The 12,759-nt window shown below is 61.7% G+C and carries 12 protein-coding genes; 6 read left to right on the top strand and 6 right to left on the bottom strand.

Going from position 1 to position 12,759, the window contains the following annotated elements; all coding sequences use genetic code 11:
• Positions 1 to 204: 204 nt before the first annotated feature.
• The 6 genes from D3870_RS20160 (at position 205) to D3870_RS20135 (ending at position 7,084) form a co-directional block, all read left to right on the top strand.
• Positions 205 to 2,097: a sensor histidine kinase gene (locus D3870_RS20160; RefSeq protein WP_119742857.1), complete on the top strand. Its 1,893-nt coding sequence runs from the start codon at positions 205 to 207 to the stop codon at positions 2,095 to 2,097.
• A gap of 4 nt (positions 2,098 to 2,101) precedes the next feature.
• Positions 2,102 to 2,740 carry a response regulator gene (locus D3870_RS20155; RefSeq protein WP_277986380.1) on the top strand — a complete coding sequence of 213 codons (639 nt, stop codon included), beginning with the start codon at positions 2,102 to 2,104 and terminating at the stop codon, positions 2,738 to 2,740.
• Positions 2,741 to 2,936: 196 nt separating this feature from the next.
• Positions 2,937 to 3,818, top strand: coding sequence for a flagellin N-terminal helical domain-containing protein (locus D3870_RS20150; RefSeq protein ID WP_119742856.1), 882 nt, complete (start codon positions 2,937 to 2,939; stop codon positions 3,816 to 3,818).
• Between the two features lie 120 nt (positions 3,819 to 3,938).
• Positions 3,939 to 4,934: a hypothetical protein gene (locus D3870_RS20145; protein ID WP_119742855.1), complete on the top strand. Its 996-nt coding sequence runs from the start codon at positions 3,939 to 3,941 to the stop codon at positions 4,932 to 4,934.
• A 132-nt stretch (positions 4,935 to 5,066) separates the two neighbouring features.
• Complete coding sequence (locus D3870_RS20140) at positions 5,067 to 5,948, top strand: flagellin N-terminal helical domain-containing protein (RefSeq protein WP_119742854.1); 882 nt, start codon at positions 5,067 to 5,069, stop codon at positions 5,946 to 5,948.
• A gap of 254 nt (positions 5,949 to 6,202) precedes the next feature.
• Positions 6,203 to 7,084, top strand: coding sequence for a flagellin N-terminal helical domain-containing protein (locus D3870_RS20135; protein ID WP_119742853.1), 882 nt, complete (start codon positions 6,203 to 6,205; stop codon positions 7,082 to 7,084).
• A gap of 131 nt (positions 7,085 to 7,215) precedes the next feature.
• Here D3870_RS20135 and D3870_RS20130 read toward each other — a convergent pair whose 3' ends face one another.
• The 6 genes from D3870_RS20130 to fliN all read right to left on the bottom strand — a co-directional run bounded on the left by D3870_RS20130 (position 7,216) and on the right by fliN (position 12,750).
• Positions 7,216 to 9,303 carry a flagellar biosynthesis protein FlhA gene (locus D3870_RS20130; protein WP_119742852.1) on the bottom strand — a complete coding sequence of 696 codons (2,088 nt, stop codon included), beginning with the start codon at positions 9,301 to 9,303 and terminating at the stop codon, positions 7,216 to 7,218.
• Positions 9,300 to 10,439, bottom strand: coding sequence for a flagellar type III secretion system protein FlhB (flhB, locus tag D3870_RS20125; RefSeq protein ID WP_119742851.1), 1,140 nt, complete (start codon positions 10,437 to 10,439; stop codon positions 9,300 to 9,302). The genes D3870_RS20130 and flhB overlap by 4 nt, the downstream gene beginning before the upstream one ends.
• An 11-nt stretch (positions 10,440 to 10,450) precedes the next feature.
• Positions 10,451 to 11,224, bottom strand: a complete 774-nt coding sequence (locus tag D3870_RS20120) for a flagellar biosynthetic protein FliR (protein ID WP_119742850.1) — start codon at positions 11,222 to 11,224, stop codon at positions 10,451 to 10,453.
• A 130-nt stretch (positions 11,225 to 11,354) separates the two neighbouring features.
• Positions 11,355 to 11,627: a flagellar biosynthesis protein FliQ gene (gene fliQ, locus D3870_RS20115; protein ID WP_119742849.1), complete on the bottom strand. Its 273-nt coding sequence runs from the start codon at positions 11,625 to 11,627 to the stop codon at positions 11,355 to 11,357.
• On the bottom strand, positions 11,627 to 12,385 hold the full coding sequence (gene fliP, locus D3870_RS20110) for a flagellar type III secretion system pore protein FliP (protein ID WP_119742848.1): 759 nt from the start codon (positions 12,383 to 12,385) through the stop codon (positions 11,627 to 11,629). Before fliP ends, fliQ begins: the two co-directional genes overlap by 1 nt.
• Complete coding sequence (gene fliN / locus D3870_RS20105) at positions 12,382 to 12,750, bottom strand: flagellar motor switch protein FliN (protein WP_119743174.1); 369 nt, start codon at positions 12,748 to 12,750, stop codon at positions 12,382 to 12,384. Before fliN ends, fliP begins: the two co-directional genes overlap by 4 nt.
• Between the last annotated feature and the right edge of the window lie 9 nt (positions 12,751 to 12,759).

The following is a 12,759-nucleotide window of genomic DNA, read 5'->3' as shown; positions in this document are numbered from 1 at the left end:
GACGGAAAGCAAAGAAGCACGATGAATGCGGGAGGCATGCGAGAAAGCGGAGGCGCGTTGATGGTTGCCACAATCATATCGGCTGCTGCGGACAAAGCCGGTCAGCGCATGGCCTGCCAAAACAACATTGTTGAAAGTGCTGTTGTTAATTGCTAGAGTTTCGTTCAGTTGCCATCGGGCAAATGGGATGAAAGGAAACGCAGGATGACAGAACAAAAAAAAATCCCGATCAATGTGTTTCACATTTCAGGCGGCCGACAAGACGAGAATCCGCGTTCCGCAGCGGATGGTGCGAATGCGTTCAGCGGCGAGTTGTTCCGGAGTGCATTCGAGCAATCGGCGATGGGCATGGCCATCGGCACGCCGAACGGGAAATGGCTGAAAGTCAACAAGCGCTTCTGCGAGATCGTGGGCTATGACAGCGCCGAGTTATTGATCAGGAATTTCGAGGACATTACGCATCCGGATGATGTGGAAGCCGATCACCGCTTCCTGCGTGATCTTTATCTGCTCAAGATTCCCAGCTACTCAAGGGAAAAGCGCTATGCCCACAAGAACGGCACGTACCTCTGGGTCAACGTCACCGTCTCGTTGGCGCCGAATGAAAAGGGCGAGCCTTACCACCTCAGCATCATTGAAGACGTCACGCGTCGCCGGCTTGCAGAAAATGCATTGCGCCAAAGCGAGCGCAGCTTGCGGAGCGCGCATCGCGTCGCATTGCTCGGCACCTGGGACTGGAACATTCGGCAGGACATCTTCACCTGGTCGGCCGAGACCTATCTCATTTTTGGCAGAACGCCGCCCAACCTCGATGCCTGTCTGCGGCAAGTGCATCCCGACGACCGGGAGTTCGTGAAAGATTCGGTCGATGCCGCCTTGCGAGGAAGTCCGTTCAGCATCGAATTCCGCATCGTCACGCAGGGGGCGATCGAACGGGTCGTGCATATGCAGGGGGAGCTCGCGTTCGACGTATACCGCCGGCCGCTCAAGATGGCGGGTACGCTGCAGGACATTACCGACAACAAGCTCGAGGACCGCTTGCGTGAAAGCAGGGAGCGCCTGGAGAGCATCTCTTCCAACATCCCGGGGATGGTATTTCAGCTCCAGCAAACCGGCGAGGCCGTCGAATTCACCTATGTCAGCGACGGCTCCAATGAAGTCTGCGGATTGACTTCGAACGACATTGCCGCCAATCCCTCCGCGTTTCTCGGCCTGCTGCATCGGGCGGAGCGAGAGGCATTTCACGAATCCAGAATCCGTTCCGCAAACACCCTGTCCCTGTGGAACTGGGAAGGCCGGCTGGAGGTTGCGGGCCAATGGGTGAAGTGGGTGAACCTGCGGGCCACGCCGCGAAACGTCGGCGTCAGGGGAACGATCTGGGACGGCGTCATTTTCAACATCAGCCAGAGCAAGGAGCACGAAGCGGAGATAGAGCAGTCGCGGGAAATGCTGCGGGCCTTGTCGGCGCATCAGATGGTCGTCAAGGAAGAGGAGGGAAGGCGCATCGCGCGCGAAATCCATGACGAGCTGGGACAGCGCCTGACGGTGCTGAGAATGGATGTGATGATGCTGCCCAAGGCGCTCGGGGCGCCAAGCGCGCCGCTGACGGAAGCCGCCGGCCGCATGCGGGAAACCATTGACGGCATCCTGCGCATCGTCAGGGACATTTCTTCGCATCTCAGACCGGCGGCACTCGATATCGGCTTCGTGCTCGCGGTGGAGTGGCTGGTGGAGAATTTCCAGTCCAGTGCAGGGATACCCTGTAACTTCAATAACCGGCTTGACGAAGGCATGGTGCTTGATGACGAACGGGCCACGGGGGTGTTCCGGATTCTCCAGGAATCGCTCACCAATGTTGCGCGACATGCCAACGCAGGACATATCGAGGTGACGCTTGAAATCGTGGAAGGGCATCTGCACCTGCATGTGAAGGACGATGGCGCGGGTTTTGAGTCGGGCCGGGGCAACAGCAAGAAAACCTTCGGTGTGCGCGGCATGCGGGAAAGAGCGGTGACGCTGGGCGGAGAGATCATGATTCTCAGTTCCCTGGGGGCGGGAACGGCAGTGTTCGCGTCCATTCCTTTATTGAATGAGTGATTGAGTGAGCAAGTTGACAACGAAAGTATTCATCGCCGATGACCACGCCATGATGCGCGCGGGCTTGAAGCGGATCATTGCCAGCACCACGGACATGGTGGTGGTCGGAGAGGCCGTGGACAGCGCCGACGTGCAGAGGCAGATCGGCAAGACGGATTGCGACGTCCTGACGCTGGACATGACCATGCCGGGCCTGAGCGGCATCGAGCTGATCAAGGAGATCAAGAAGCAGAAGCCGGGCTTGCCGATTCTGATTCTCAGCATGCATAACGTCGGCAAGATTGCGGGCGCGGCCTTGAGGGCGGGGGCGGGCGGCTATCTGACCAAGGATGCCGACCCCGAGCGCCTGATCGAAGCCATCCAGAAACTGGCCGGCGGCGGAAAGTACATTGATCCTGCAATGGTCGACAAGCTGGTATTCGATGGTGCGGATGACAAGAAACCGCATGAGAATCTGTCGGAACGGGAACGGCAGATTTTCTTCATGATCGTCGCCGGGCAGTCCACCAGCCAGATCGCTGCGGACCTGGGCTTGAGCGCCAAGACCGTCAGCACGCACAAGAAGCGGATCATGGAAAAAATGGATGTCGACAATGGCGCCGATCTGGTTCGCTACGCCATCGAGAAACACCTCGTGGCTTGAAGCGCGTGCCTATTGCGGTGACGGTGCGGCAGGGCACGCGTGCGCATATGCGCATGCTCCATCATTTGCCAAAAAAGCAAGAGGAAAAATAATTTCGCCTGCGCATTTAATGCGGGCCTCCCGATGGTCGCCTTGAACAGGAGAGGGCATCCGATCCGGTGCTCCGAACTGATCCAAATTCATCGGGAGTCAAACAATGCTCAGTCTTCACACCAACGCCTCGGCCCTGTCCGCGCAGAATTCGGTCGGCTCGACCCAGAACAAGCTGTCGACCTCGATGACGCGCCTGTCCACGGGTTTCCGCATCAATTCGGCCATGGACGACGCCGCCGGCCTGCAGATCGCGACGCGCCTGAAGGCACAGACCAGCGGCATGGCGATGGCCATGCGCAACACGCAGAACAGCATCTCGATGATGCAGACCGCCGAAGGCGCGTTCGAGGAAGTCACCAGCATCCTGGTGCGCATGAAGGATCTGGCGACGCAGGCAGCGGATGCCTCGTCCAACGCCGATGACAAGACCGCGATGCAGTCCGAATACGACGCGCTCGGCTCGGAACTGACCAACATCATGGCCAACACCTCGTTCGGCGGCGCTGCGCTTTTCAAGGGCACGACCGGCACGCTCTCCCTGGCAGCCGGCCTCACATTCCAGATCGGCGCCAGCACTGCCGAAAAGATGACTCTGAATCTGAGCACCGACATGGCCACGCTGCACACCAACGTCGGCTTGACCAGCGCGCGTTACTCGTCCACCGGCGCTGCCGGTGCTCCCGGCACGGAACTGACCGCCGCAGGCACTGCCAACACGACCATCGACGTGATCAGCACCGCCATCAAGTCCGTCGGCTCGGTCCGTTCGGCACTGGGCGCGACGTCCAACCGTCTGGACCATGTGTACAACAACCTGTCGAACATCAGCACCAACACCAAGGCCGCCACCGGCCGCATCATGGATGTTGACTACGCTGCCGAAAGCTCGAACATGACGACCCAGCAAATGCTGACGCAAGCCGGCACCGCGATGCTCAAGCAGAGCAACGGCATGTCCGGACTGGTCATGTCGCTGCTGCAGTAATCGTCGCCTTTCATGGCGCACGCGGAGCAGGTCTTCGTACCTGCGCCACGAGACGAAGCACCGGGCCAACCGCACTTGCGGTTGGCTTTTTTTTAGCCCGCCGGATGACAGGAGAGCGGTATGCCACTGGAAAGGATCGCGGCAGCGGTCTCGTTGCCGCCGGTGCAGAACAGCACCGGCAACGCGCACCGTTTCGTGCCGGGCGAGATGGTCCGGCTCACGCTCGATGCGATCGGCGCGGACGAGATGCTTGCCACGACGGCGGACGGCCTTCAGTTGCGATTGACCGGGCTGGGCAGCCTGGCGCACAGCCTGACGCCCGGCGAGATGCTGAACCTGCGCGTGCTTGCCACCACGCCCCGTCTTGAGCTTGCCTTTTCCGGCACGTCGGCGCGCTCAACGCACATTTCCGTCAGCATTTCGGCAGATGCCGTTGCGCCCGGTCAGACCGCCGCGATGCGGCTCGACCAGGTGGCGCTGCTGCGGCAGGTGGTGCCGCAACGCCCGGATGCGGCGGCATTGGCGGCGTCGTGGCGTGCGATGGCGCAGGGCTATCTGGAGCGGCATGCATCGTTTCCCGAGCAGCTGCTTGAGCTGCGCCTGCCTGCCGCGATGCCCGCGGGACGCGCCGTGGCAGGCGCCGAGCAATGGCTGTTTGCGCCTTCGGCGTACGGCTCGCATCGGGTGATGCTGAATGTGCTACAGGCGTATGAGGACGAGGTGACGCGGAGTGAAAAGCAGAAGCAGCGGCAGGAACGGCAACGGAAAGGCCGCCGCACGACGATTGCGCTGCTGCTGGAATCGATCCTGCCGGGCATGGGGCGTGTTGTCGTCCAGATGCAACTGGCTTCCGGCGACGTTTTGCTGGAGCTGTACTGCGAGGAAAAGGCCTTGCCGCCCTTGCGCAAGCTGCTGCCGGAAATCATCTCGTCGATTGGACGCGCCGATCTGCGCGTCGCGCGCTGCCGCCTGCTGCGCAGTGCGCCGCGTGTCAGCGCCCATGGCTTGAACCCGCAGACCGGTTTGTCTCCGGCGCTGTTCAGGGCTGCGGCAGAAGTCGTGCTCCTGTTTTCTTCGCCATCGCTGCCTGCCGCTATCCGACGACCGGGCAGATGATGCTGACATCGCGCTGCCCGGAAATTTTGTTGCAGGACGGATTTAATGCGCATCTCCCGATGGTCGCCTTGAACAGGAGAGGGCATCGAATCCGGTGCTCCGAACTGATCCAAATCCATCAGGAGTCAAACAATGCTCAGTCTTCACACCAACGCCTCGGCCCTGTCCGCGCAGAATTCGGTCGGCTCGACCCAGAACAAGCTGTCGACCTCGATGACGCGCCTGTCCACGGGCTTTCGCATCAATTCGGCCATGGACGACGCTGCCGGCCTGCAGATCGCGACACGCCTGAAGGCGCAGACCAGCGGCATGGCGATGGCCATGCGCAACACGCAGAACAGCATCTCGATGATGCAGACCGCCGAAGGCGCGTTCGAGGAAGTCACCAGCATCCTGGTGCGCATGAAGGATCTGGCGACGCAGGCAGCGGATGCCTCGTCCAACGCCGATGACAAGACCGCGATGCAGTCCGAATACGATGCGCTCGGTTCGGAACTGACCAACATCATGGCCAACACCTCGTTCGGCGGCGCCGCGCTTTTCGCAGGCACGACCGGCACGCTGTCCGCAGCAGCCGGCCTCAATTTCCAGATCGGCGCCAGCACTGCCGAAAAGATGACTCTGAATCTGAGCGCCAACATGGTCACGCTGCATGCCGACGTCCTTGCAACCAGCGCGCGTTACTCGTCCACCGGCGGTGCAGGTGCTGCCGGCACGGAATTGACCGCCGCAGGCACTGCCAACACGACCATCGACAAGATCAGCACCGCCATCAAGACCGTCGGCTCGGTCCGTTCGGCACTGGGTGCGACGTCCAACCGTCTGGACCATGTGTACAACAACCTGTCGAACATCAGCACCAACACCAAGGCCGCCACCGGCCGCATCATGGACGTTGACTACGCTGCCGAAAGCTCGAACATGACGACCCAGCAAATGCTGACGCAAGCCGGCACCGCGATGCTCAAGCAGAGCAACGGCATGTCCGGACTGGTCATGTCGCTGCTGCAGTAATCGCCATCTTTCATGGCGCATGCGGCGGAATAAGCCGTCGTACCTGCGCCATGAGACGAAGCACCGGGCCAACCGCACTTGCGGTTGGCTTTTTTTTTTAGCCCGCCGGATGACAGGAGAGCGGTATGCCGCTGGAAAGGATCGCAACAGCAGCGGCCTGATATTTAATGCGAGCGTCCCGATGGTCGCCTTGAACAGGAGAGGGCATCGAATCCGGTGCTCCGAACTGATCCAAATCCATCAGGAGTCAAACAATGCTCAGTCTTCACACCAACGCCTCGGCCCTGTCCGCACAGAATTCGGTCGGTTCGACCCAGAACAAGCTGTCGACCTCGATGACGCGCCTGTCCACGGGTTTCCGCATCAATTCGGCCATGGACGACGCTGCCGGCCTGCAGATCGCGACGCGCCTGAAGGCGCAGACCAGCGGCATGGCGATGGCCATGCGCAACACGCAGAACAGCATCTCGATGATGCAGACCGCCGAAGGCGCGTTCGAGGAAGTCACCAGCATCCTGGTGCGCATGAAGGATCTGGCGACGCAGGCAGCCGACGCCTCGTCCAACGCCGATGACAAGACCGCGATGCAGTCCGAATACGACGCGCTCGGTTTGGAACTGACCAACATCATGGCCAACACCTCGTTCGGCGGCGCTGCACTTTTCAAGGAGGGCGGAGGTACGCTCGAGGCAGGTCCCATCAATTTCCAGATCGGTGCCAGCACTGCCGAAACGATGGAGCTGGACCTGAGCACGGCCATGGGCGATCTGCACACCGCGCTCGGGGGCACCAGCGCGCTGTATGACGGCACCGGCACCGTTGCTGCCGGCCCCGGCACGGAACTGACCGCCGCAGGTTCTGCCAACACGATCATCGACACGATCAGCGCCGCCATCACGGAAGTCGGCGAGGTCCGTTCGACATTGGGTGCGACGTCCAACCGTCTGGACCACGTGTACAACAACCTGTCGAACATCAGCACCAACACCAAGGCCGCCACCGGCCGCATCATGGACGTTGACTACGCTGCCGAAAGCTCGAACATGACGACCCAGCAAATGCTGACGCAAGCCGGCACCGCGATGCTCAAGCAGAGCAACAGCATGTCCGGACTGGTCATGTCGCTGCTGCAGTAATCGCCGCCTTTCATGGTGCATGCGGAGCAGGTCTTCGCACCTGCGCCATGAGACGAAGCACCGGGCCAACCGCACATGCGGTTGGCTTTTTTATTTCCGCCGGATGATTCTCCGCCCGCTGCCTGCGGCGGTCAGCCGACCGTCCCGATGATGCTGACGTCCCGCTGCTCGGGAATCTCGTTGTAGGACAGCACGTGCAGCCCCGGCGCGAACAGCCGCGCATAGCGCGCCAGCAACGGCCGGATCTGCGGCAGCACCAGCAGCATGGGCGGCGTTGACTGCTGCTTCATCTGATCGCGGGCGATGGGCATGTTGATCTGCAGCTGGGCAAGCAGATTGGGATCGATCGGGTAGTTGTCCAGCGCGACCTTGCCGCCTTGCCGCGCCTGGTTCAGCGAGCCGAGCAGCATGTTTTCCAGTTCGCTGCCGATGTTGAAGGCTTTCATCTCGGTCTTCTGCCCGTACAGCCCCGCGACGATCTGGCGGCGCAGCGTGCAGCGCACTTCGGCTGCCAGCAGGATCGGGTCCTTGGTGGTTTCCGAGCTGTCGAGCAGGGTGGTGGCGATCGGCACGATATCCTTGAGCGACACGTTCTCGGTCAGCAGCACGCGGAACACGCGCAGCAGTTGCGTGTGCGTCAGTGCCTTCTCCAGCGCGGCGGACAGCTTTGGTGCAAGCGCCGCCAGCCGTTCCAGCAGTGCAGGCACATCCTCATGGCGCAGCAATTCGTGCAGGTGGTCGCGGATCAACTTGGCGACGTGGGTCGCGATTGCGCTTGGTGCTTCCACCACCTGATAGCCCAGTCCCAGCGCATGGGCCTTGTCTTCTGCAGCAATCCAGGTGACCGGCATGCCGTAAGCCGGTTCGACGCCCGGAATGCCGTCGATCTGGCCGTAGATGTTGGGCGAGGGAATCGCCATCAGGCGGTCGGCGAAGACTTCGGCCTGGGCGATGGCGGTGCCGCCAAGCAGGATCGTGTATTGAGTCGGTTTCAGCCCCAGATCGTCGCGCACGCCGATGGGCGGCAGCAGCAGGCCCATCGCTTCGCTCAGGCTTTGGCGCACGCCCTTGATGCGCCTGGTCAGCGGCGCGCCTTCCGCCTTGTCGATCAGACCGACCAGTTTGTAGCCTACGGCAACAGCCAGCGGTTCGACGATGGGCAGGCTCTGCCATTCCAGTTCCTGCGTGCGTTCTTCGCGCAATGCCGCTTCGACAGCGGCCATGTCGGCGGCGGCCGGTTTGCCGGTCCGGCGGCTCAGACGCCATGCGACATAGCCCAGCACCGCGGCAAAGGCCAGGAACATCAGCGACGGCATGCCCGGGATCAGCGCCAGCGCCACCATCATGCCGGCGGCGCTGTAGATCACGGTCGGCGAGGTCAGTACCTGATCGCTGACCTGCTGCTCGAAATCGCCGGAGTCGCTGACGCGGGTGACGAGGATCGCCGCCGCCGCCGACAGCAGCAGCGCCGGGATCTGCGCCACCAGACCGTCGCCGATGGTGAGCAGCGCGTATTGGCGGAAGGCGTCGGAGAACGTCAGGTCGTACATCAGCGCGCCGATGGCGACGCCGCCGACCATGTTGATGATCAGGATCAGGATGCTGGCAATCGCATCGCCGCGCACGAACTTGGACGCGCCATCCATCGCGCCGTAGAAGTCGGCCTCGGCGGCGACATCGCGGCGGCGCGCCTGCGCCTTTTCCTGATTGATGAGGCCGGCGTTCAGGTCGGCGTCGATCGCCATCTGCTTGCCGGGCAGGGCGTCCAGCGTGAAGCGCGCCGACACTTCGGAAATGCGCTCCGCGCCCTTGGTGACCACGACGAAATTGATGATCATCAGGATCACGAACACCACCAGGCCGACCACGAAATTGCCGCCGATGACCACGTTGCCGAAGGCCTCGATCACCTGACCGGCGGCATGCGTGCCTTCGTGTCCGTGCAGCAGCACCACCCGGGTGGAGGCGACGTTGAGCGTCAGCCGCAGCATGGTGGTGGCGAGAATCACCGTCGGGAACACCGAGAAGTCCAGCGGGCGCCTGGCCGATACGCTGACCAGGATGACGATCAGTGCCAGCACGATGTTGAAGGTGAACAGCACGTCCAGCAGCAGCGGCGGCAGCGGCAGGATGATCATCGCCAGAATCACCAGCAGGAACAGCGGCGTGACGAACTTGTGGCGGCGCATTTCAGCGACCATGCGGTTCAGGAAATTCATGACGGTGAAACCTCACTCAAATGAGATGCAACGGTGATCTCGTTGGGGAATTGCGGCTCGGCCGGGCGTCGTCCGCTGCGGAAGGCCTTGAGCTGTAATACGTAATTCAGCACCTGCGATACCGCGCGATAGAGCTGCGCGGGAATCTGCTGGTTGACCTGGCTGGTGTTGTAGATGGCGCGCGCCAATGGCGGCAGCAGCAGTGTCTCGATGCCATGTTCGACGGCGATCTGGCGGATGTACAGCGCCATCTCATCGACACCCTTGGCGACCACGAAGGGCGCTTCCGCGCGATCTTCGTCGTACTTGAGCGCGACCGCGTAATGCTCCGGGTTGGCGATCACGACATCGGCGGTGGGCACAGTCTTGCGCACGGTGCGCCGCGCCGCCTGCTGCTGCAGCTGGCGGATGCGCTGCCTGACTTCCGGCCGGCCTTCGTTGGACTTGTGCTCTTCCTTGATGTCCTGCTTGCTCATGCGTTGTCCGCGCATGAAGAAGAAGGCCTGCGCCGGCACGTCGATCACGGCGAAGAGGATGAAGATCGCGCACAGGCTCATCACGCCGTCGAGCATCAGATTGGCCCCTTGCAGCAGTGCCTTGTCCAGCGACATGCCTTGCAGCCGCAGATAGTCGGCAACGCCCGCGCGGCTCAGGTGCCACAGCACGCAGCTCAACGCGACTGCCTTCAATATCGACGCGGCCAGCTCGAAGCCATGTCTGGGCGTCACCAATTTCCCCAGATTCCTGGCCGGACTGAGCCGCTCCAGCTTCGGCATCCAGTGGCTGGTGCTGATCACCCATCCGCCCGGCACCATCGAGCCCAGCACCACGCACAGCGGCACCACGAACAGCGGCAGGAGCATCTTGATCAGCAGGCTCATGGTCGTGGTGAAGATGATGGACATGGCGTTGTCCATCGCGCCCTCGCTGTCGAGCGGAAGAAAGCTGTAGCGGAACAGTCGCCGGAAATCTTCCAGGTACGAGGGCACCAGCAGCACGAACAGCTTGATGCTGACCAGGATACCGATGGCGGTGGACAGGTCGCGCGAGCGCACCACCTGTCCCTGCTCGCGCGCCTTCTTGAGCTTCTGGTGCGAAGGCTTTTCGGTCTTGTCGCCTGGAGTCTGGTCAGTCACGCTGGTTCACCCTATCTCAGCTGCATTTGCTGCCGCAGCATTTCCAGCACCTGGCCTGTCATGCGTACATAGTGTTCCGGCACGAAGCGCACGACCTGACTGAGCATGAACAGCCCGAACAGCGTGATGACCGAGAAGCCGAGCGAGAACAGATTGAGCGCCGGCGCAACGCGGTTGAGAAAGCCGAAACCCAGCTGCACCACCATGGTGGAAAACACCATCGGTATCGCCAGCAACAGTGCCGCGGAAAACGCCCATGCCACGTTGAAGGCCAGCGTTTGCAGGGCCAGCGGTTCGAAGCCCGAGCCGACCGGCCAGGCGCGCAGGCTGGAGCCGATCACGCCGGTCAGCACCAGATGCCCGTCCACCGAAAAAAAGACGACGATGTACAGCATCGACAGCAGGCTGGAAATGACGTCGGACGACGTGCCGTTCATCGGGTCGTTCATCACCGCCATCGACAGGCCCATCTGCGAGGACACCAGGTAGCCGAGCATCATGATGACCGACATGGTGAGGTGAAAGGCGAATCCCAGCATGCCGCCGATGACCGCCTGTTCCACCGTGGCGGCGATGCCTTGCATGGAGAACGGATCGATCGCCGTGGTGCCGGGCGATACCGGCAGCATGACCACCGCCAATACCAGCGAGACAAGTATGCGTATCGGCACCGGCACCAGGCTGTCGCCCAGCACAGGGGCGGCGCTCAACATCGCAAGAATGCGGCAGAACGGCCACCACAGGGCGTTCAGCAAGGGGAGCAGCTGGCCGAAGACGAGTTCCACGATGACTCGGCTACCCGCTGCAAGCTGGTAGGGGGGGCACCTGTGCCCACGCGGTTGTGAACTTTGGTTCGGCGTGGGCACAGGTGTCCACCCTACCTTCTTTATCTGTCAGCTTCATCTCGATGTACCACTATCCGACCAGAGTCGCCGCGCGCTGGAAGATGGACACGCAAAAGTCCATCAGATAGCCGACCATCCAGCGGCCCATCAGCATGACGGCCAGCAGCGTCACCATCAGGCGCGGCAGGAAACTGAGAGTCTGCTCGTTGATCTGCGTGGCAGCCTGGAACAGCGCGACCAGCAGGCCGATGATGAGCCCCGGCACCACCAGCAGGGCGACCAGCAGCATGACGATGTGCAAACTCTCGCTGACCAGATCGACGGCGATTTCAGGCGTCAGCATCAGTAGGCCTGCACGCTGGTGACGAGGGTGTTGACCGTCAGCGTCCAGCCGTCCACCAGCACGAACAGTAGCAGCTTGAGCGGCAGCGAGATCACGAGCGGCGACAGCATCATCATGCCCATCGCCATCAGCACTGATGACACCACGAGGTCGATGATGAGAAAGGGAATGAAGAGCATGCAGCCGATCTGGAACGCGGTCTTCAACTCGCTCAGGACGAACGCCGCCAGCTTGACGACGAAGGCGTGGTCCTGCGGCTTTTCAATGTTCTTTTCGCCGGCGAGATAGGACATCTGCTTGAGCGAGGCCTTGCTGGTTTGCGCCAGCATGAAGCGTGAAATCGGCGCTTCCGCAATCCTCAAGGCCTGCTCCAGGCCGATCTTGTCCTGATCGTAGGGGAGGAAGGCCTGCGTCCAGATCTGGTCGCCGATGGGCCGCATCACCAGCAGCGTGAGAATCAGCGCGATGCCGGTGACGATGCGATTGGGCAGCCCCTGCTGCAAACCGAGCGCCTGCCGCAGCAGCGACAGCACGATCACGAAGCGCGTGAAGCTGGTCATCATCATCATCATCACGGGCAACAGCCCGAGCAGTGACATGATGATCAGGATTTGCGTCTTGACCGTGAATTCCGTCTTCGCGCCGTTGACGGAAGAACCGATCAGATCGATGGAGCCTGCCCAGGCGGGCTCGCACAGCAGCAACAGCGACAGCGACAGCGCGGTCAGCGATGCGATCGCGAACAACCTGCATTTCATGACGTGACGATATCCATGTTCAAGCCATCGAGATCGATCACTTTCAATCCGTAGTTTTCGCCCGACACCACCACCTCGGCGCGACCGATCGGCGTGCCGTTGACCTTGATCACCAGCGGTTCTCCCGCGAGCCGGTCCAGTTCGAGCACGCTGTCCTGCTCGATCGCCATCAGGTCCTGCAGCGAGATACGGGCCGAGCCGACTTCCAGCGTCACGGTGACCGGGATCTTGCGCATCATGTCGGGGAGATTGCGCTGCGGACGCGGTGCGGCGGCCGTCACGTCGACGGCGTCGGGCTCGGCAAAAGCGTCATCGATGTAGCCTTCCAGCAAGGTATTGGCAGCGGTATTTTCGGTCGCGTTCATCATCGTCAT

The organism is Noviherbaspirillum cavernae, assembly GCF_003590875.1.
Classification (GTDB): Bacteria; Pseudomonadota; Gammaproteobacteria; order Burkholderiales; family Burkholderiaceae_D; genus Noviherbaspirillum; species Noviherbaspirillum cavernae.
Note: the sequence above shows the minus strand (reverse complement) of the source record. Positions and strands in the feature narration are given on the sequence as shown.